Consider the following 15715-nt stretch of genomic DNA (forward strand, 5'->3'; position numbering starts at 1 on the left):
TATCCAACGATATGGAAAGCAACATCCATGCCAATGGCGGAAAACTGCGCTTTTCTAGAAAGTTGCGCGCCAAAGTGTAACGCTGGCTGACAGTTTGGCGCCAGCAGGTCCCGTACGAAGCAGCGCAAAAAGGGCGGTCAGATGCCGCGCTTGGAAGAAGAGATGCGTCAAAAAGCTGTACTGGCTGCTCTTGCCTACTCAACCCAGCCCTTTATGCATTTGACCATGGCATCTTTCACCTATTGGGTTCTGGCGGTCGTCGCTATTGGCTATTCGCTGCTTGCAGTCTGGCGCTATTCTGTCGAACCGGGTAACAGACGCGCGCACTTCCTCGCCTTTGCTTTTCTCAGCATGGCGATTGCCGCTGCCGCCGCGCTGATCGACCGGCTCGAACTGATCGCCTTTCGCGAACTGCTCCGCAATTTCGCCTGGCTCGCCTATATTCATGTCGCGACCCGCCTCGCCACCTCTGGCCGGCAGCATCACTGGCTCCTGCGGTTCGAAATTGCGCTTGGGCTGCTCCTGCTCCTCTCCGCCTTTGCAACCATCGCACCATTATTGGGGCCGGGCGGCCTTGTCGCCGCCCCCACGGTGATTGTCCTGGCGGTCGCCTTCAGGTTGGGATTTTCCCTGCTGGCCATCATCTTTGCGCACAATCTCTATCGTGCGACACCGGCGGACAATTCGGGATTTCGGCTCATCCTGATAGCTGTGGGCATTCTGTGGGCCTGTGACGTCAATCTCTATACGCTCACTCTGCTGGGTTATGACCATACGCCCCTGCTCCTGGTAGGCCGCGCGATGCTATCGCTTCTGTTGCTGCCCGTCTTCGCGCTGGCCGCCCGCCGTAGAGAAAGCTGGCAGATCTCCCTGTCGCGGAAGGCGACATTTCAGTCGCTCACGGTCGTCAGCCTGGGCGGCTATTTCGTCCTGATGTCGGTCATTGCGAGGACTGCCGCGCTGCTCGACAGCGACTTTGGCACCATGGCTGCCCTTTGCGCTGGTCTCGGGGTCACCGCAATGGGCGCCTATCTGCTTGTCTCGGCCCGTGCGCGAGCATGGCTCAAGGTGATGGTCACCAAACACCTGTTCCAGCACCGCTATGACTACAGAAGCGAATGGCTGCGGTTCAGCTCGACGATTGCCGGAGAACCGGGCGACACGATGGCCCTCGAACAACGGGTGGTCAAAGCCACGGCTGACATTATGGAGGCAACAGGCGGCCTCCTGTTCCTCGCGGACAACCCGAACTCCCACTATCTCGCCGGGCGCTGGAATTGGGCTGGGCCCCTACCCGCAGATGAAGAACTCCACCTTCCCGACGATCTTGTTTTCCAACTCCAGAGCGGCCGGGTGCTTACCGCCGCAGAGTTCGACGCGGAGAGATCTGAGGGCTTACAGCAGGCGGAGACCTGGTTACGTAACGAGGCGTGGGTCGCCATGCCGCTCATCCATGCGCAAGCCCTGATCGGTCTCGTGATCCTGTCAAGGCCCATCGTACCGCGAGAGCTTGATTGGGAAGATTTCGACCTCCTGAAGCTTATCGGCCACCAGGCAGCCGTCCACATCGTGGTCTCGCATAATCAGGCGCGACTGGAGGAGGCGAGCAGGTTTGACGAATTCAACCGGCGCTTTGCCTTCATCATCCATGACGTGAAGAATGTCGTCAGTCAGCTTTCGCTCCTTGCAAGCAACGCCCGGGAGCATGGTGCCAATCCCCAGTTCCAGGCGGATATGGCAGAGAGCCTCTCCAATGCCGTTCATAAAATGAATGGTTTGCTGTCGCGGCTTGCTACTGACCGCTCGGTCCCCTCTTCGCCGGCGCACTCTATCCCGGTCCATGAGCTGCTGCGTGATGTAGCGAAAGAGAGAGCGCGCCAGCATCCCGTCATGCTCGACACAGTGGAGGATATCTGGGTGGTGGCGAATAAAGAGAAATTGGCGACGTCCCTTGAACATCTGATCCAAAATGCCATTGAGGCGAGCGACGCCACATCGCCGATTTACCTGTCATCTCGGGCACAAGACGGAAAAGGCTTCATCGGCGTCGCCGATCGCGGCCACGGCATGTCAGCCGAATTCATCCGCAAGCATTTGTTCAAACCTTTTGTGTCAACAAAGGCGGGCGGCTTTGGTATCGGCGCCGCAGAATCCAGGGCTTTGGTGAACAGCATGGGGGGAATATTGACGGTGAACAGCGCCGAAGGTGAAGGATCGCTCTTCACAATAGCTCTGCCCTTGTCCCAGGAAGGCGGCAAAGAGCAGGCATGACCATGGCTGATCCGGCAATCAAGCCCAAGCTCCTCATCGTTGAGGATGACGCTGACCTGCGGCGCCAGCTTCAGTGGGCCTTCTCCGAATACGAGGTTTTCGTCGCGGGCGATCGCGAGGCTGCGCTTTCGGCGCTCAAGAGTGAGCGCCCCGCTGTTGTAACTCTAGACCTTGGGCTGCCGCCCGATCCTGATGGCACCTCCGAGGGATTCGCCACGCTTGAAGCCCTGCTCGCGCATAGCCCGACAACCAAGGTGATCGTCGCCTCGGGCCATGAAGCACGCGAAAGCGCGCAGACGGCGGTCGCCCTCGGAGCCTATGACTTCTACGCCAAGCCGATCGAGATCAACGATCTTAAGCTGATCATCAAAAGGGCCTTTCACCTTCATAGCCTCGAAGAAGAGAACAGGCAGCTGGCCGAGCAGGCGTCCAACCAGAGTGCCGATGGCGTCATCACCGCTGCGCCTGCGATGCTGGCGGTCCTGCGCACTGTCGAGAAGGTCGCGGCCTCCGACGCCTCGGTGATGCTTCTCGGCGCATCGGGCACAGGCAAGGAGCTTCTTGCACGGGCTATCCACGACAAAAGCCCGCGCAAGCGCGAGAATTTTGTCGCCATCAACTGCGCGGCCATCCCTGAGACCCTGCTCGAAGCCGAGCTCTTCGGCCATGAGCGCGGGGCGTTCACTGGCGCTGTGAAGACCAATGTTGGGAAGATCGAAATGGCCCAGGGCGGCACCTTGTTCCTTGACGAGATCGGGGACGTGCCGCACGCGATGCAGGTGAAGCTTCTTCGCTTTCTGCAGGAGCGTGTGATCGAACGAATCGGCGGTCGCAAAGCCATTCCGATCAATGCCCGGATTGTGACGGCGACCCATCAGGACCTCACCACGCTCATGCAGGACGGGCGGTTCAGAGAGGATCTCTATTATCGGCTTGCCGAGATGGTGATCCGCATTCCCTCGCTTGCGGAACGCCCCGGCGACGCCGTGCTGCTGGCGAAGCATTTTCAGCGGAAATTCCGAGCCGCAAAGCAGGGTCAGGCAAAGGGGTTCACGCCTTCAGCGCTGACCGCGCTGGGGAACTGGCCCTGGACCGGCAATGTACGCGAGCTTGAGAATCGGGTGAAGCGCGCGATGATCATGGCAGATGGTCCGCTGATTACGCCCGCCGATCTCGATCTCAATGAACCCGCCGATGGCGAGATGAAGGATCTAAAGACTGCCCGGGAAATCGCGGATCGGGCGGCCCTGGCGACCGCACTTGCGAACAATGACGGCAATATGTCTGCCACAGCGCGCGAGCTCAACATCTCCCGGCCGATGCTATACCATCTTCTGAACAGTTATGGCATGTCGAAGAAGTGAACCGCGTCGCCTCGACCGTCGCACCGCCTTGCCCCTGAGTTGCGTTTCGAAACTAGGGTGGGAGAAATTGGTCTCAATCAGCTGTGAACTCGCGTTGATCTAGCCGCCGCCCTGCGGGAATCACTGATGCGCTTGCGAAACATTGCTAGCTGCAGCGGAAATGGCCGCTCGGTGGGGCGGCCATCCAGGTCGTCAGCTTATAAGGACCTGCCGCGTGCCGGCCTCCAACAGCTAGGCGATCACCGCTTTGCCTGGCACAGCATCGAAAGCGGCGAGAATCGAACCAAGGTCAATGCCTGGACACCCAGTTCGGCGGTCCTGAGGAGCGCGAGATTTTTAAGGTGCTATCACCCTCGGCAACCAAGCAAGCACCTCCGGACAAAACAGAGTAGACGCCCCGCAGGAGCTGGACGAACTCTCCCGGCTGCGTGCGTCGACGCGCGCGTTTGGCATCAATTGATTCTGCCGACCCAACAGATCACCACAGCAATTGTCTCGCATTTGAAATGCGAGACAATTGCTCCATGAGAGTGGAGCCGCCGATCGGCGGCTCGGACCAGATGCTTGGGTACCTGCCCCCAAGTTCTGCAACTTCGTTGGACATCGCTTCTCAAGCGACGCCCCCCGCACAACGGAGCGGAAATTCTCCAGAACTCCATTATTCAACTCTCTACGGCTAGGCAGCCCGCTCAAGCCTCGAAGATTGCAGCTCCGCAACCGCGAAGCGACGGAGCTGATCTCCGATGTCAGCCCGCTCGAAAGCAAGCGCGATATTGGCTTCGATATAGCCGGCCTTCGACCCGCAGTCGAAGCGGCGGCCGTCGAAGGTGACGCCGTGGAAGGGTTGCTGGCCGATCATCGACGCCATGGCGTCCGTCAGCTGGATCTCGCCGCCTGCGCCCTTTTCCTGAGTTTCTAGGATTTTCATGACCTCCGGCTGCAGGATATAGCGGCCGGGCAGGATGAGGTTGGAAGGGGCGGTGCCCGGAGCAGGCTTTTCAACCAGGCCCTTTACTTCGGTCAGCGCGCCGTCTCGCTTGCCCGGATCGATCACGCCGTAGCTGGGAGTTTCGGACATCGCCACTTCGAGCGCGCAGACCAGATTGCCGCCTACCTGATTATAAGCGTCCACCATCTGCTTGAGGCATCCCCTGCCCGGCGCACCCTTCATGAATTCGTCGGGCAACAGGATAGCGAAGGGTTCGTCGCCCACGATTTCGCGGGCGCACCACACGGCGTGGCCAAGGCCCAGCGGCTCCTGCTGACGCAGGAAGACGGCGTTGCCGGGCGCCAATCTTGTGCCATCCAGGGCGGACAGGTCCTTGCCGCGTTCGCGCTGCGTCGCTTCGGCCTCGAAGGCCATGTCGAAATAATCCTCGATCGCGCCCTTGCCGCGACCGGTGATGAAGATCATCTGCTCGATGCCCGCCTCGCGCGCCTCATCGACGGCATATTGGATCAGCGGGCGATCGACGACCGGCAGCAATTCCTTGGGAACGGACTTGGTTGCGGGCAGAAAGCGCGTACCGAGACCTGCAACAGGGAACACGGCTTTGCGTATCGGCTTCATCAACTCCCCCTTCTCCCAAATACGTTAATATGAGTGTCTGCATCAGACTAACGCCGTTTCGAACATCTCACTTTATAAAATTCGACCGAGCTTGCCTGAGCCGTTCGCATGTCTGAAGCAGCTGGAACCGGTGCTGCCGAACCAAAGTTCTGACCTAGCGACCTCGACGACACCTCGTCTCAAAGAAACGCCAACCTGCGACACAGGCTTGTCCAAGAACCAGGCGTCAACAGGCATTACACTTCCGCCGTTGAGCACAAGGAAAAATGGCGGAAATCCGCACTTGGCACGGTCGTTGCTTCTACCCAGATAGCAGACAATTCTGTCTGATGGGGCAATGTAATGAAGAAACTGCTAATGCTCGCTGCAGCCTTCACCGCGACGGTGACGTCGGTGAATGCAAACGCCGCTCAAATCATTCAGTCCAACACCTTCTCGGCAGCGCCGAATGGCACCAACGCAACTGTTTCGGTAAATCAGTTCGACACTTCGTTGGGCATCTTGGACAGCATCACGCTGCTATTCTCCTCGAATTTGTCGGTTTCCGGAACGCTCAACAATGGCTCCGGCGCATCACATGACTACCTGCTCACTCCGGGCGGAACCGCCACCGCGACAGCGAGTGGTTTCAACATCTTCGAAACTCTTTCTGCGCCAAGCACGACGCTCACCGTCGCACGCAGAGCTTCACAGCCCTTCCCAACTTTGACGGCGTCCGCGTCGGGCGTCCAGCAAGAGCTCACCAGCGGTTTCGCTCCCTTCCAAGGCAGTGGATCGGTCGACCTGAGCTTCAACAACATTTCTCGGTCTTTGACATTCTCTCCCACCGCAAATTCGTCCCTTTCTAACTTGAGCTGGCTTTTCGGCGGGACCTACACTCTCACGTACAACTATACTGAGGCGTCGATACCCGCAGTCCCCGAACCTGCAACTTGGGGCATGATGCTTCTGGGCTTCGGCATGATTGGCTTCGCTGCTCGCCATCGTCGGCGCCACAAGACCGAACTTAAGTTCGCATAAGCATTCCTTCACAGGAAGAAGGGCCGCCGCTTCGCAACGAGCGGCGGCCTTACTCTTTGCAGGGACGGCGCGGTCCCGAGGGCTGCGCCCGACTTTCCGCAGCCGACGCAGCAGGAGCCACTGACTGGCTCAGAAGCTGAAAGCTTCCTTCGCATAGGAGCCGCATCTGCCGACGACGATGTCACCTGGCAGTTGGGAAGCTCTAATCTGCTCCGCATAGCGAGCGACCGATTGTCGAATTCGATGATTGCCCAGCAACTTCCCATTCAGGTCCTGCTGCTCCCGAATCAAGATTCCTCTACGTAGGCGCTGCACGCGCCATTAGCGGCGTGCGCAAAAGGCGAAGAGCCTGTCCGGAGTCCGCTCCGGGTCTTGCAGATGAAACGCGTCGCCAGCGCCGTCAGCCCATCGGAGCGCCACAAACAGCGCTTGCGGCGGTTGCGCATGGGGATGTGCGGGCAAGCTGAAGGAGGTTCCCGTCACATCAGCAACATAGGCACGAGTTTCACCCGGCAAGGGCCGCCCTGAAGCAAGGGAGGCAGCATAGCGCGCCGGTCCGGCATTGTAGGCGGCGAAAAGGCCAGGGTAGCCAAAGCGATCGTACATTGCGCGCAGATAGGCAGTCCCCGCCAGGATGTTCTCGCGCGGATGATGCGGATCGCTTCCCAACCCAAGCGCCGCCCGCATCTCCCGCCACGTTCCCGGCATCAGTTGCATCAGGCCCATCGCCCCTGCACGCGAAGTGATCGGACGTCCGCGCAACCTGGTCATGCCGCCGCTTTCCGCACGCATCACTTGCTCGATCCAGGCGACCGGCACACCAAACCGTTCCGAGGCCTCGGTGACTTCGGCGCTCCATCGTGACACCGGATCGGCAGCCGCTATGTTGGCGGCGGCAGGCGAGGCGACCAGGAGGGAGGCGAGAAGCGGAAATGCCCTCAGCGCAGCCACAGCGGAAACGCTCTGCCAATGACATCGCGTGCCTGTGTCGGCCCGAAATAGCGCCCGTCGAACGAGCTTTCGGACGCCGACATGAGCAGCAATAGCGCGCGATCGTCAAGGCGGACACAACCCCGCCAGGCAGGGAGCGGCCGGCCCGCAGCATCGGCCGCGCGCCGCAGCGCGACCGGCCTCCCGTTCACGGTGATGGTGCGATCGGCCGCGCAGATCCTGTCGCCCCTTGCGGCGGCAACACGCTTTACCAGCGGCACGTTGGAGGGCAGGTAGCGGCGGCGTGCCGCCAAGCTCCGGGCCCGGGCCGGCGGCCAGGCAACCGCCATTTCGCCGCGCATTGGCGCAACGCCTGGCGACACCAGATAGAGGCCAACCGGCGCGCTAGCGCTCGCATTCCAGATCAGTCGGGGTGCTGGCGGAAAAACAATCGTGACGCCCAGCCCGGCAATGCCTACGCCCACCAGGGCGGCGCGCCGCTGCAACCGTCTGCGACGGGCACGCTCCGCGCTGCGGACTTCGAGCCAAGCGAACAGAGGCAAAGGGCGGTGGTGAGCTGCCGCCTTAATCATGGCCGCCTCCACGCGTGCGGCCCACCGACCATCTTTCGATATCGTCGATGTGATAGCGCCATGTGCGGCCGTGCAGCCGACACCTGGGTCCCCCACCCGTCCGGCGCAGGCGCTTCAGCGTCGAGTAGGCCAGCCCGAGGTGAAAGGCGGCCTGCTTGGCAGTAAGGAAGGGACAGGTTTTGCGTGCGAACTGCGCCCGCAGTGCGGTGTCGTCCATGCTGTCAATCCTATGAATTTCCAGCGCCTGCTGCGCCGGGATGGGACGCGCAGTCTGGATCGCATGAGGCATGTCCGACACGGTCGGAAATCAATGGGGGCGAATTGCGACCCGCTGTAAGCGTTCCCTCCAGCCTGATCGCGGTCGCGCTTGTTGTACCGGGCGATGAAAAACCTTGGCACTGGCGCCCAGGCCAGGCGCCCCGCTGGCTTCGGACGTCGCTCATAGCGCCCGATGCCGAGACTTTGAGAAGACGCCAGGCAGGCTGCTTCCCCTACAATTTTTGTGTTTGGTGGGGGCGGTGCGCCAAGAACAAGCGCAGGCTCAGGCTAATGCCGCCGCAGGAGCAGACGATAGCCCCCGCTTGCCATTGTCCGGGCGGCCTTCACCAATCGGCGGACCCGCTGGCGTAGATAGTCGGAGTGGCCCTCCCATCCGGACCGAACGGCATCTGCGCCAAAAAGGTGGGTAGCGATCTCGCGCTGGCTCGCCCCTGCGGCGCGCGCATCCTGAACTCGCAACAGGAGCAGGCCCTTTGAAATCGCGGGGTCCGCCGGATAAAGGGCCGCGCGAAACCGCCCGGTCCGCACAAGGTCGAGAAATCGTTCCAGGGTGCGCAAGCGGCGGCGCGCCGCAGCGGCGCCCCAGATGTCATAGCGGAGCAGCACCGCCCCCGAGGAACCGCCCAGGCTGCCGCCGATGATATCGAGCCTGAGATGCCGATGACCATCCGTCAGGGACGCATATTCCCGCCCTGCAGCATCGGTCGCGATGCGCAGCCAGGGCGCGAGCAGCGCCAACTCGATGCCATCGTCGGCGGGTACGGAATGTCGTTCAACCGAAACCGGCAGCGCTGTGGGATCCCAATCGGCATGCCAGATGATCTGCGCCTCCGTTGCCGGGAGGGCGGGACTTTCAGCGAAAGTGCAACCCCCAATTGGAAGCATCGGCCAAGCCGCAGGTGACCTGGCTTGCCTTGGCATGCCAGGCGACATAATCCGAATTTCTTCGCAGCCATTCCCACATCAGTCCGGCCCGGTCGATGCGGCACAGCGCGGCATAGGCGGCAGGATCCCGCCAGTCCTCTCGAAAAGGAGCGCGATCTGCGGCAGTCATGCATTGCCGGCCATCTGGCGCGAAGCGCGGCTGAGCGTGCATTCCGCCCCGCCTCTCCACGCAATGCTCAGACACAGCCGTCCTATGCCGAATCGCGAAAAAGCATGATAGGACAAGAGGCTGACACAATCTGCCTGCAGGCGGCGTGAGGAACCGCCGGCTGGCAACAGCCAAAGGGAAAGGTCGGCTGGGGGACTGACGGCAGCTTGAGATGCCGCCCGTAGCCGGAGAGCGTGCAGATGGGCATGCTTCACGAGGCGATGCAGTTCTACCACTGCATCAACAAGGCAGCGACGCCGGCCGATATCGCCGAGATCATGACGGACATCACCCAGGCGCTTGGCTTTCAATATTTCGCGCTGACGCAGCATGTCGCCGATCCTGGACGACAAGCTATCCACATTCACAATTATCCCGAGCCCTGGGCCGACATCTACGCGGCGGACAGGCTCAGTCTCTCCGATCCTGTGCACCGCGCGTGCGACCGGACTAGCTGGGGCTTCCAATGGGCGTCTATTCCAAGCTTGGTCCCCATGAGCCGCAGGGACAAGGAGCAATTGCTGCGCGGCCGCAAGGCGGGAATCGGCGACGGATTTACCGTGCCGGCCGGGGTAAGGGGAGAACCGCCAGGCTCCTGCACCTTCGCCAATGCGAGCAACGTCCCCCTGCGGCAGGACATGCTCTTCGTCGCGCAACTGGTAGGCTCCTATGCCTTTCACATGGCGCGGCAGCTCATATCGGTGAAGTCCGCTTCGACCGGCACGGTGACGATCACCGATCGGCAGCGCGACTGCGTGCGCTGGGCAGCGCGCGGCAAGGGCGACTGGGAGATCAGCCAGATATTGGGTATCAGCAAGGAAACGGCGACGAGCCATGTCAAAGGGGCCTGCGCTCGCTACCAGGTCAACAAGCGGATCGCGCTCATCGGCCCGATGCTGGACGATGGAACCCTCACGATCAGCGATCTCTTTCCCTGACGAAATCCCCATTTCTGGTGATTCCCGCGACTCGCCGCGGTTGCGCACCCTCGATCGCTCACGACCCAGGGAGCGAACCCCATGTTGCACATTGTCAAAGAGCCGTTCCGTCCCGTCCCCAATGCGGTGCTGCGTGCCATGTTCTCGGCGCGCAAGTCTGTGTTCGTCGATCTTCTCAAATGGAATGTTCCGGTACTCGACAAGCGGTTCGAGGTCGATCAGTTCGATGACGAGCATGCGCGCTATGTCATCCTGTCCGAGCGGGACGGCAGCCATCTTGCGTCCGCGCGGCTGCTGCCCACGACAAGGCCGCACATTTTGGCAAGCTTCTACGCCGCGCTGTGCGACGAGGCGCCACCCCAAGGGGCCGACATCTTCGAGATCACGCGCTTCTGCCTCGATCGCAATCTCCGGGCGGCGGAACGGCGGATGGTCCGCAATCGCCTCGTGACGGCACTTGCCGAGCATGCCCTGGAAAACAGGATCGGCCGCTATGTCGCTGTCGCCGAACTCAGCTGGTATGAGCAGATCCTCGCCTTCGGCTGGCAGTGCCGCCCGCTGGGGCCGCCGCGGCTGCTTGATCGCTCCATGCTGATCGCCTTGGAAATCGAAATCGCTGGCGACACCCTGGCGCGGCTCGCAGAGGCAGGCATTTACGACCAGGCGCCATTGGCAGCCTGAGGGAGGATGATGATGACCGCGTATACTCCCATCCATTCCGCTGCGCCAGGTGAGCAACTGAAAAGCGAGGGCTGGTGCATCATCCGCCAGGCTCTTCCCCCCACAGTGATAGCCGCACTCGACGCCGATCTTGCGCCGCGCTTTGCCCAAACGCCATTCAGCACGGGCGCTTTCTATGGCGAGAAGACAAAGCGCTTCGGCCGCATTCTCCACCGGTCAGGCCAGGCGGCTGCGCTGGTTCAACATTCGTCGATCCTCGCCATTGTGCAGGAAATTCTTGGCCCCTGGTGCGACTGCATCCAGCTCAATGTGGGCCAGGCGATCGCCGTCCACCCAGATGCGCCAGCGCAGGCGCCGCATAGAGATCAGGATATGTGGCAGGCACCCAAGGGAGAGGCTGAATATCTGGTCAATGTCATGTGGCCGCTGACGCCTTTCACTGCGGAGAATGGCGCAACCCGGCTCTGGCCGGGCAGCCATGGTCCCCAAGCTCTGTTGGACGAAGGCGCAGGGGAGCCTGTGGTTGCGGAAATGGCGCCTGGCGACGCGCTGCTGTTTCTCGGCTCGACCCTTCATGGGGCAGGCGCCAACCGCACCGACAAGCCTCGACGCGGCGTCGTCATTGGCTATTCGCTAGGCTGGCTCAAGCCCTATGAAAATGCATGGCTTGCCTATCCCCCAGACATCGCGCGCAACTTTTCGCCAGAACTGGCGGCGCTGGCAGGCTATCGCCAGCATCGCCCCAATCTCGGCAATTTCGAGGGGCAATGCCCCTCAATTCTGCTGACCGGCGACCCCAACCGCCCTCTGGCCGCCATCGACGCGCTGCGTCCTGAACAGCAGGCGATGGTCGAGGCTCATGCCAGGCAGCAAAGCTAGCTCAGGTGAGCGCCGGCCCCACCTCCGAACGCGTTCACCAGGGGCTCAGGGAGCTGATCATGGCGAAACGCTATCGGCCCGGCGCTCGCCTGGAGCCTGCCGAACTCACCAGCCTCCTCCTCGCCAGCACCACGCCGGTCCGCGAAGCCCTGAACCAGCTGGTCGGCGAAGGCTTGGTTGAGACCCGCAGCGGCGGAGGGTTCCATGTTCCGCTCGTCGACGAGCCTGGCCTTAAGGATCTTTATGCCTGGTCGGGCGAGATCATCCAGCTCGCCCTCCGGGCCATCCATCTGTCCAAGCTTGCAGCCATTCAGCTTAGATCTGAGGACAATGTTGCTGCGGCAGCGACCTTCCTGCTCCAAGACATTGCGACCGCTTCCGTAAATCGGGAACATGGGTCGGCGATGACGCGGATCAACGCGCGCCTCTTCGCTTCTCGCCTCGGCGAGCAGCAGATTTGGGACGATGCCGAGAAAGAAATTGGCGCGCTGGCCGAACTGGCGCGGCGGGGAGATGTCCCTGGCTTGCGGCAAGCCTGCTCCGCCTATCATCGCCGCCGCATCCGGACGACAGCCAAGCTTCTCCACCACCTCTATCGCGAAGAATGACAATGCGGCTGGCTGCTGGCCCGGCGCTCGAACCCGGTCTGAGCCCTCCCCCTATATTCGCGATGTCGGATCCGTATCAATTTCAGATAGCCTCCCGCATTTCCTAGGTTGTGATCGCTGCAGCTTTTTGCAGTCAAGCCAAGGAGTGCACATCATGGAACGCAATGATGACGTGATCGAACTGGGCGCAATCAGCGTCGAGACAAAAGGTCCTGGCGGCTTTACGGGCGACGTGGGCCTCAACGAGATCCAGGCCGGTCTTTCGAACGACTGACACAGGGTGGCGTGCAACCTCTGGGCTGCGCGCCACCATTTTTGCGCCTGACGATTAAGCTGCCGGGGATTGCGCCATGACGGGTTTCGCTCTGCGCGAAGGTCTCAGTTTCTGCTGCACAGAAGGCCACGCTGTGTTCCTTGATCTCGAGGCGGACCGCTATTTCGGCCTCAAGCCAGCGCTGGATCAGGCTTTCTCGGCCGTGATCGAGACTGCGGAGCCCGGTGGAGAGGCGGTGCGCGCGCTCATGGCCGCAGGGATCCTTGTGCCTTCAGCCCAGAGGGTGCGCCCCACTCCCTGTTCCCGCGCCGGGCCTGCCACCCCTCTCGTGCTCGAGACGATGCGGGGTTCGGCACCCGATATCCTCAGCGCCTTGTTTCGGCAAATCCTGTGGCGGGCGCGCCTCCGCTCGCTCCCATTCGCACAAAATGTCCGTGTGATAGGGAACCGCAAACAGGCGCTGCGCCCTGGCCTCGCCCGCCCTGCGGTCGTCGCCCGTCTCCACCATGCCTTCCGTGCATCGGCAAGGATCCTGTCGCCGCGCGACCAGTGCCTGGCGACGTCCTTCTCCCTCGCCGCCTGGCTCATCGAGCGTGGTATCCGGCCTCACCTGATCCTGGGCATCAAGCTCAATCCGTTCCAGGCACATTGCTGGGTGGAAGTCGAAGGGACCGTCATCGGAGACGAGCCTGAACATGTGCAGCCATTCACACCCATCTGGATCGAGTGATGCAGAAGTTCCTCGCCATTCTCCGCCCTGATGGGCGACAGGATCGTCCCGTCCGCATCAGCGACGCGTTAGCCCAGTTCCCTGGTTTCTCGGTCTTGGTTGAGCAGAGGGATTTCTGTCTTGCCGCCAGTGACGGCACCCCATCACAGATTCTCGGCAAGGGGAAAGCGGCCCTGATCGGGCAGGCATTTCGCGCAGGAACAAGTGAGCCCGCACGGCTGCATCCGGACTTTGCCGATCTGCCCGAGGACCGGGCGCTGCGGCAGCTGTCGCAGGAGCTCTGGGGCAATTTTCTGCTTCTCATGCGGGACGAGCCAGGCTCGGGCTTTCACATCATCCGTCCGCCCTTTGGACATCTGCCCTGCTTCTATAGCTGGATGGGCGGGCAACTGCTGCTCGCTTCCGACACCGACTTGCTGAAACTTGCCGGCTGGTCTCCCGCGGGTCTTGACTGGGGGGCCATCGCACGGCGCGTTGCCCTGCGAGACATTCCCTCAACCCGAACCTGCTTGGAGGATGTGCATGAACTGCGCGGCGGATCGCGCCTCCATGTTACAGGCGGCGCTGTCTCTATCACGCAGACCTGGACACCGTGGGACCACGCTGGGCGCGATCGATGGGTCGAACAGCAGGAGGATGCAGTGGACTGCGTTCGCCAGGCCATATCCACCGCGATCCGCGCCGCAACCGTCGGGGCAAAACGCGCCCTCCTCATGCTGTCAGGCGGCATTGATTCCTCTATCCTCGCCGCCTCGCTCGGCACACATGGCTGTCCCTATACCTGCCTCAATCTGACAAGCGCCGGGGCTGCCGGCGATGAGCGAGCCTATGCCCGCGCGGTGGCCTCGCACCTGGGCGTCCGGCTCATCGAAGCGCAATGGGATGTCACAACCGTCGATATCTTCCGTTCTGAGGCGCGCAATCTGCCCAATCCGATTGCCCGCAGCTTCATGCAAGGCACCTGTCGCCGTCTCGCCCAGGCCGTAGAGGCGAGCGAAGCCGACCTCACCCTTGATGGCGGCGGCGGCGACAATATGTTTTTTGCGCTGCGATCGGTGGCGCCCGTCACCGACGCGCTGCTCTGGGGACGGAGCATCGCGCAATGCTGGTCCACAGCTCGGTCGATCGCAGAGCTGGCGCAGGTCAGCATGGCGACGGTGTTGCGGCGCGCGGGGGCGCGCGCATTCCGTTTTTCCCCCGCCTATCGCTGGCAGGTCGAGCATAATTTTCTCGCGCCTGACATTCTCCAGAGCGAGGATCTCCAGCCGCGCCATCCCTGGATTGAGCCTCCAAGAGGCGCAGAAACCGGAACAGCCGCGCACATCGCCCTCCTCACGGCCGCGCAGGGATGGGCGGAGGGAAATGATCTTCACAGCCCCGTACGTCATCGCTCGCCGCTCGCCTCGCAGCCGGTGGCGGAAGCCTGTCTCAAGGTCCCAAGCTGGTGGTGGTTCAAAGAGGGAATCAACCGCATCATCGCGCGGGACGCGTTCCGTGAACGGCTCCCGCCTGCGATCCTAGAACGCAAGGCCAAGGGAAGTCCCGACAGCTATATCGGAGAGATCTTCACCGCCAATCGACACCATATACGCTCGCTGCTGCTCGAGGGCGCTATGGCGCGCGCTCATCTTCTCGACCTTCCCCGGCTCGAACATGCCTTGGCAAGCCAGGAGTTGGTTCAAGGTACCGACTATCACCGCATCATGGCGCTTGCCGATGTAGAAGCATGGATTGCCGCACAGGGTTCCCCGCCGGAAAAGGCCAGGGTCGCGGCCAAATGATCGGCCAGAAAAGGGAGGACACAAGGCCCCAGCCCAAGGCATCCCGACAGTTTCCTTGATTTCGCGGGCTTGCTAAGATCGGCCAGATGATCGGCGAACAGCCTGATGAAAACCCTAGCCGCATCGAGCCTACGCGGATCGAAACGTTAAATGGAGACTTGCCCGACCCGACTGCCGAGGTAGCGGCCAACGCAGAGCGCCTTGGGCGTTCGCTCCATCCTACGACCGCTTCGAACCTGGCCAACCTCATACGGTTGATGAACACCTATTACAGCAATCTGATCAAAGTCCACAACACACGTCCGCCCGACATCGAGCGAGCACTGGGGGGCGCAAGGGACGAAGGGCAGCGCGATCTGCAGCAGGAAGCCGTTGCCCATGAACTTGCGCGATCTGTGCTCCGCCAGTTGCCCCGAACGCAAGTGTTGATCATGTCCGGTTACGCCGATGCTACCGGCATAGACCCCGACCTGCCACGCCTGACGAAGCCTTTTCGTCAGGCGGATTTGCGCGCAGCTCTTCTCCAACTGTCAAACGCTTGCAGCAATTCAGCTCTGGCTTCTTCGTAGAAATCGGAGGAGCGCGCGAGCGGCGAGCGGCCAGGCCTCGGCACATTATGTTAACAAAAGGGCGGGAGGTCACTCTTCCAAGTTCCTCTGAAAAGCGAGCAGAATGTCAGCGCTCGCGATGCCACCCTTGCATGC

The 15715-nt window shown here is 61.6% G+C and carries 17 protein-coding genes; 11 read left to right on the plus strand and 6 right to left on the minus strand.

Annotated features, from left to right (window positions below):
* The first annotated feature begins 141 nt into the window (after positions 1 to 141).
* The gene (gene prsK, locus ACZ5Y5_RS08850; protein WP_464808282.1) at positions 142 to 2271 is read left to right on the plus strand and encodes an XrtA/PEP-CTERM system histidine kinase PrsK; all 2130 of its coding nucleotides are present in this window, start codon (positions 142 to 144) and stop codon (positions 2269 to 2271) included.
* A 2-nt stretch (positions 2272 to 2273) separates the two neighbouring features.
* A complete protein-coding gene (gene prsR, locus ACZ5Y5_RS08855) occupies positions 2274 to 3635 on the plus strand; it encodes a PEP-CTERM-box response regulator transcription factor (protein ID WP_464808283.1) in 1362 nt (453 codons plus the stop codon).
* Between the two features lie 676 nt (positions 3636 to 4311).
* On the opposite strand, the gene ACZ5Y5_RS08860 is transcribed toward prsR, so the two are convergent.
* Positions 4312 to 5205, minus strand: coding sequence for a UTP--glucose-1-phosphate uridylyltransferase (locus ACZ5Y5_RS08860; protein ID WP_464808284.1), 894 nt, complete (start codon positions 5203 to 5205; stop codon positions 4312 to 4314).
* A gap of 342 nt (positions 5206 to 5547) precedes the next feature.
* Here ACZ5Y5_RS08860 and ACZ5Y5_RS08865 point away from each other — a divergent pair, with 342 nt between their 5' ends.
* A complete protein-coding gene (locus ACZ5Y5_RS08865) occupies positions 5548 to 6225 on the plus strand; it encodes a choice-of-anchor E domain-containing protein (RefSeq protein WP_464808285.1) in 678 nt (225 codons plus the stop codon).
* Positions 6226 to 6546: 321 nt separating this feature from the next.
* Here the strand turns inward: ACZ5Y5_RS08865 and ACZ5Y5_RS08870 are convergent, their stop codons facing one another.
* The 5 genes from ACZ5Y5_RS08870 to ACZ5Y5_RS08890 form a co-directional block, all read right to left on the minus strand.
* A complete protein-coding gene (locus tag ACZ5Y5_RS08870; protein WP_464808286.1) occupies positions 6547 to 7176 on the minus strand; it encodes a lytic transglycosylase domain-containing protein in 630 nt (209 codons plus the stop codon).
* Entirely contained in the window at positions 7164 to 7748 is a 585-nt protein-coding gene (locus tag ACZ5Y5_RS08875; RefSeq protein WP_464808287.1) for a S26 family signal peptidase, read from the minus strand. Before ACZ5Y5_RS08875 ends, ACZ5Y5_RS08870 begins: the two co-directional genes overlap by 13 nt.
* Positions 7741 to 7965: a helix-turn-helix transcriptional regulator gene (locus tag ACZ5Y5_RS08880; RefSeq protein ID WP_464808288.1), complete on the minus strand. Its 225-nt coding sequence runs from the start codon at positions 7963 to 7965 to the stop codon at positions 7741 to 7743. The genes ACZ5Y5_RS08875 and ACZ5Y5_RS08880 overlap by 8 nt, the downstream gene beginning before the upstream one ends.
* A gap of 329 nt (positions 7966 to 8294) precedes the next feature.
* The gene (locus ACZ5Y5_RS08885; RefSeq protein WP_464808289.1) at positions 8295 to 8912 is read right to left on the minus strand and encodes a DUF2285 domain-containing protein; all 618 of its coding nucleotides are present in this window, start codon (positions 8910 to 8912) and stop codon (positions 8295 to 8297) included.
* On the minus strand, positions 8881 to 9081 hold the full coding sequence (locus ACZ5Y5_RS08890) for a transcriptional regulator domain-containing protein (protein ID WP_464808290.1): 201 nt from the start codon (positions 9079 to 9081) through the stop codon (positions 8881 to 8883). Before ACZ5Y5_RS08890 ends, ACZ5Y5_RS08885 begins: the two co-directional genes overlap by 32 nt.
* A gap of 239 nt (positions 9082 to 9320) precedes the next feature.
* On the opposite strand from ACZ5Y5_RS08890, the gene ACZ5Y5_RS08895 reads away from it, so the two are divergent.
* The 8 genes from ACZ5Y5_RS08895 (at position 9321) to ACZ5Y5_RS08930 (ending at position 15580) form a co-directional block, all read left to right on the plus strand.
* Positions 9321 to 10058, plus strand: coding sequence for a LuxR family transcriptional regulator (locus ACZ5Y5_RS08895; RefSeq protein WP_464808291.1), 738 nt, complete (start codon positions 9321 to 9323; stop codon positions 10056 to 10058).
* A gap of 81 nt (positions 10059 to 10139) precedes the next feature.
* The gene (locus ACZ5Y5_RS08900; RefSeq protein WP_464808292.1) at positions 10140 to 10739 is read left to right on the plus strand and encodes an acyl-homoserine-lactone synthase; all 600 of its coding nucleotides are present in this window, start codon (positions 10140 to 10142) and stop codon (positions 10737 to 10739) included.
* Between the two features lie 12 nt (positions 10740 to 10751).
* Positions 10752 to 11618, plus strand: a complete 867-nt coding sequence (locus tag ACZ5Y5_RS08905; RefSeq protein ID WP_464808293.1) for a phytanoyl-CoA dioxygenase family protein — start codon at positions 10752 to 10754, stop codon at positions 11616 to 11618.
* A 5-nt stretch (positions 11619 to 11623) separates the two neighbouring features.
* Positions 11624 to 12226, plus strand: coding sequence for a GntR family transcriptional regulator (locus tag ACZ5Y5_RS08910; RefSeq protein ID WP_464808294.1), 603 nt, complete (start codon positions 11624 to 11626; stop codon positions 12224 to 12226).
* Between the two features lie 154 nt (positions 12227 to 12380).
* Complete coding sequence (locus ACZ5Y5_RS08915) at positions 12381 to 12500, plus strand: benenodin family lasso peptide (protein ID WP_464808295.1); 120 nt, start codon at positions 12381 to 12383, stop codon at positions 12498 to 12500.
* A gap of 76 nt (positions 12501 to 12576) precedes the next feature.
* Positions 12577 to 13230, plus strand: a complete 654-nt coding sequence (locus ACZ5Y5_RS08920) for a lasso peptide biosynthesis B2 protein (RefSeq protein ID WP_464808296.1) — start codon at positions 12577 to 12579, stop codon at positions 13228 to 13230.
* A complete protein-coding gene (locus ACZ5Y5_RS08925; RefSeq protein WP_464808297.1) occupies positions 13230 to 15011 on the plus strand; it encodes an asparagine synthase-related protein in 1782 nt (593 codons plus the stop codon). Before ACZ5Y5_RS08920 ends, ACZ5Y5_RS08925 begins: the two co-directional genes overlap by 1 nt.
* 86 nt (positions 15012 to 15097) lie before the next feature.
* Positions 15098 to 15580, plus strand: coding sequence for a hypothetical protein (locus ACZ5Y5_RS08930; protein WP_464808298.1), 483 nt, complete (start codon positions 15098 to 15100; stop codon positions 15578 to 15580).
* The last annotated feature ends 135 nt before the right edge of the window (positions 15581 to 15715 follow it).

This window comes from Sphingobium sp. TomTYG65, assembly GCF_055395525.1.

Excerpts from the sequence above, each read along its gene's own strand:
- prsK (WP_464808282.1), top strand. The coding sequence starts at position 142 with ATGCCGCGCTTGGAAGAAGAGATGCGTCAAAAAGCTGTACTGGCTGCT.
- prsR (WP_464808283.1), top strand. The coding sequence starts at position 2,274 with ATGGCTGATCCGGCAATCAAGCCCAAGCTCCTCATCGTTGAGGATGAC.
- ACZ5Y5_RS08860 (WP_464808284.1), bottom strand. The coding sequence starts at position 5,205 with ATGAAGCCGATACGCAAAGCCGTGTTCCCTGTTGCAGGTCTCGGTACG.
- ACZ5Y5_RS08865 (WP_464808285.1), top strand. The coding sequence starts at position 5,548 with ATGAAGAAACTGCTAATGCTCGCTGCAGCCTTCACCGCGACGGTGACG.
- ACZ5Y5_RS08875 (WP_464808287.1), bottom strand. The coding sequence starts at position 7,748 with ATGATTAAGGCGGCAGCTCACCACCGCCCTTTGCCTCTGTTCGCTTGG.
- ACZ5Y5_RS08880 (WP_464808288.1), bottom strand. The coding sequence starts at position 7,965 with ATGGACGACACCGCACTGCGGGCGCAGTTCGCACGCAAAACCTGTCCC.
- ACZ5Y5_RS08885 (WP_464808289.1), bottom strand. The coding sequence starts at position 8,912 with ATGCTTCCAATTGGGGGTTGCACTTTCGCTGAAAGTCCCGCCCTCCCG.
- ACZ5Y5_RS08890 (WP_464808290.1), bottom strand. The coding sequence starts at position 9,081 with ATGACTGCCGCAGATCGCGCTCCTTTTCGAGAGGACTGGCGGGATCCT.
- ACZ5Y5_RS08895 (WP_464808291.1), top strand. The coding sequence starts at position 9,321 with ATGGGCATGCTTCACGAGGCGATGCAGTTCTACCACTGCATCAACAAG.
- ACZ5Y5_RS08900 (WP_464808292.1), top strand. The coding sequence starts at position 10,140 with ATGTTGCACATTGTCAAAGAGCCGTTCCGTCCCGTCCCCAATGCGGTG.
- ACZ5Y5_RS08905 (WP_464808293.1), top strand. The coding sequence starts at position 10,752 with ATGACCGCGTATACTCCCATCCATTCCGCTGCGCCAGGTGAGCAACTG.
- ACZ5Y5_RS08915 (WP_464808295.1), top strand. The coding sequence starts at position 12,381 with ATGGAACGCAATGATGACGTGATCGAACTGGGCGCAATCAGCGTCGAG.
- ACZ5Y5_RS08920 (WP_464808296.1), top strand. The coding sequence starts at position 12,577 with ATGACGGGTTTCGCTCTGCGCGAAGGTCTCAGTTTCTGCTGCACAGAA.
- ACZ5Y5_RS08925 (WP_464808297.1), top strand. The coding sequence starts at position 13,230 with ATGCAGAAGTTCCTCGCCATTCTCCGCCCTGATGGGCGACAGGATCGT.
- ACZ5Y5_RS08930 (WP_464808298.1), top strand. The coding sequence starts at position 15,098 with ATGATCGGCGAACAGCCTGATGAAAACCCTAGCCGCATCGAGCCTACG.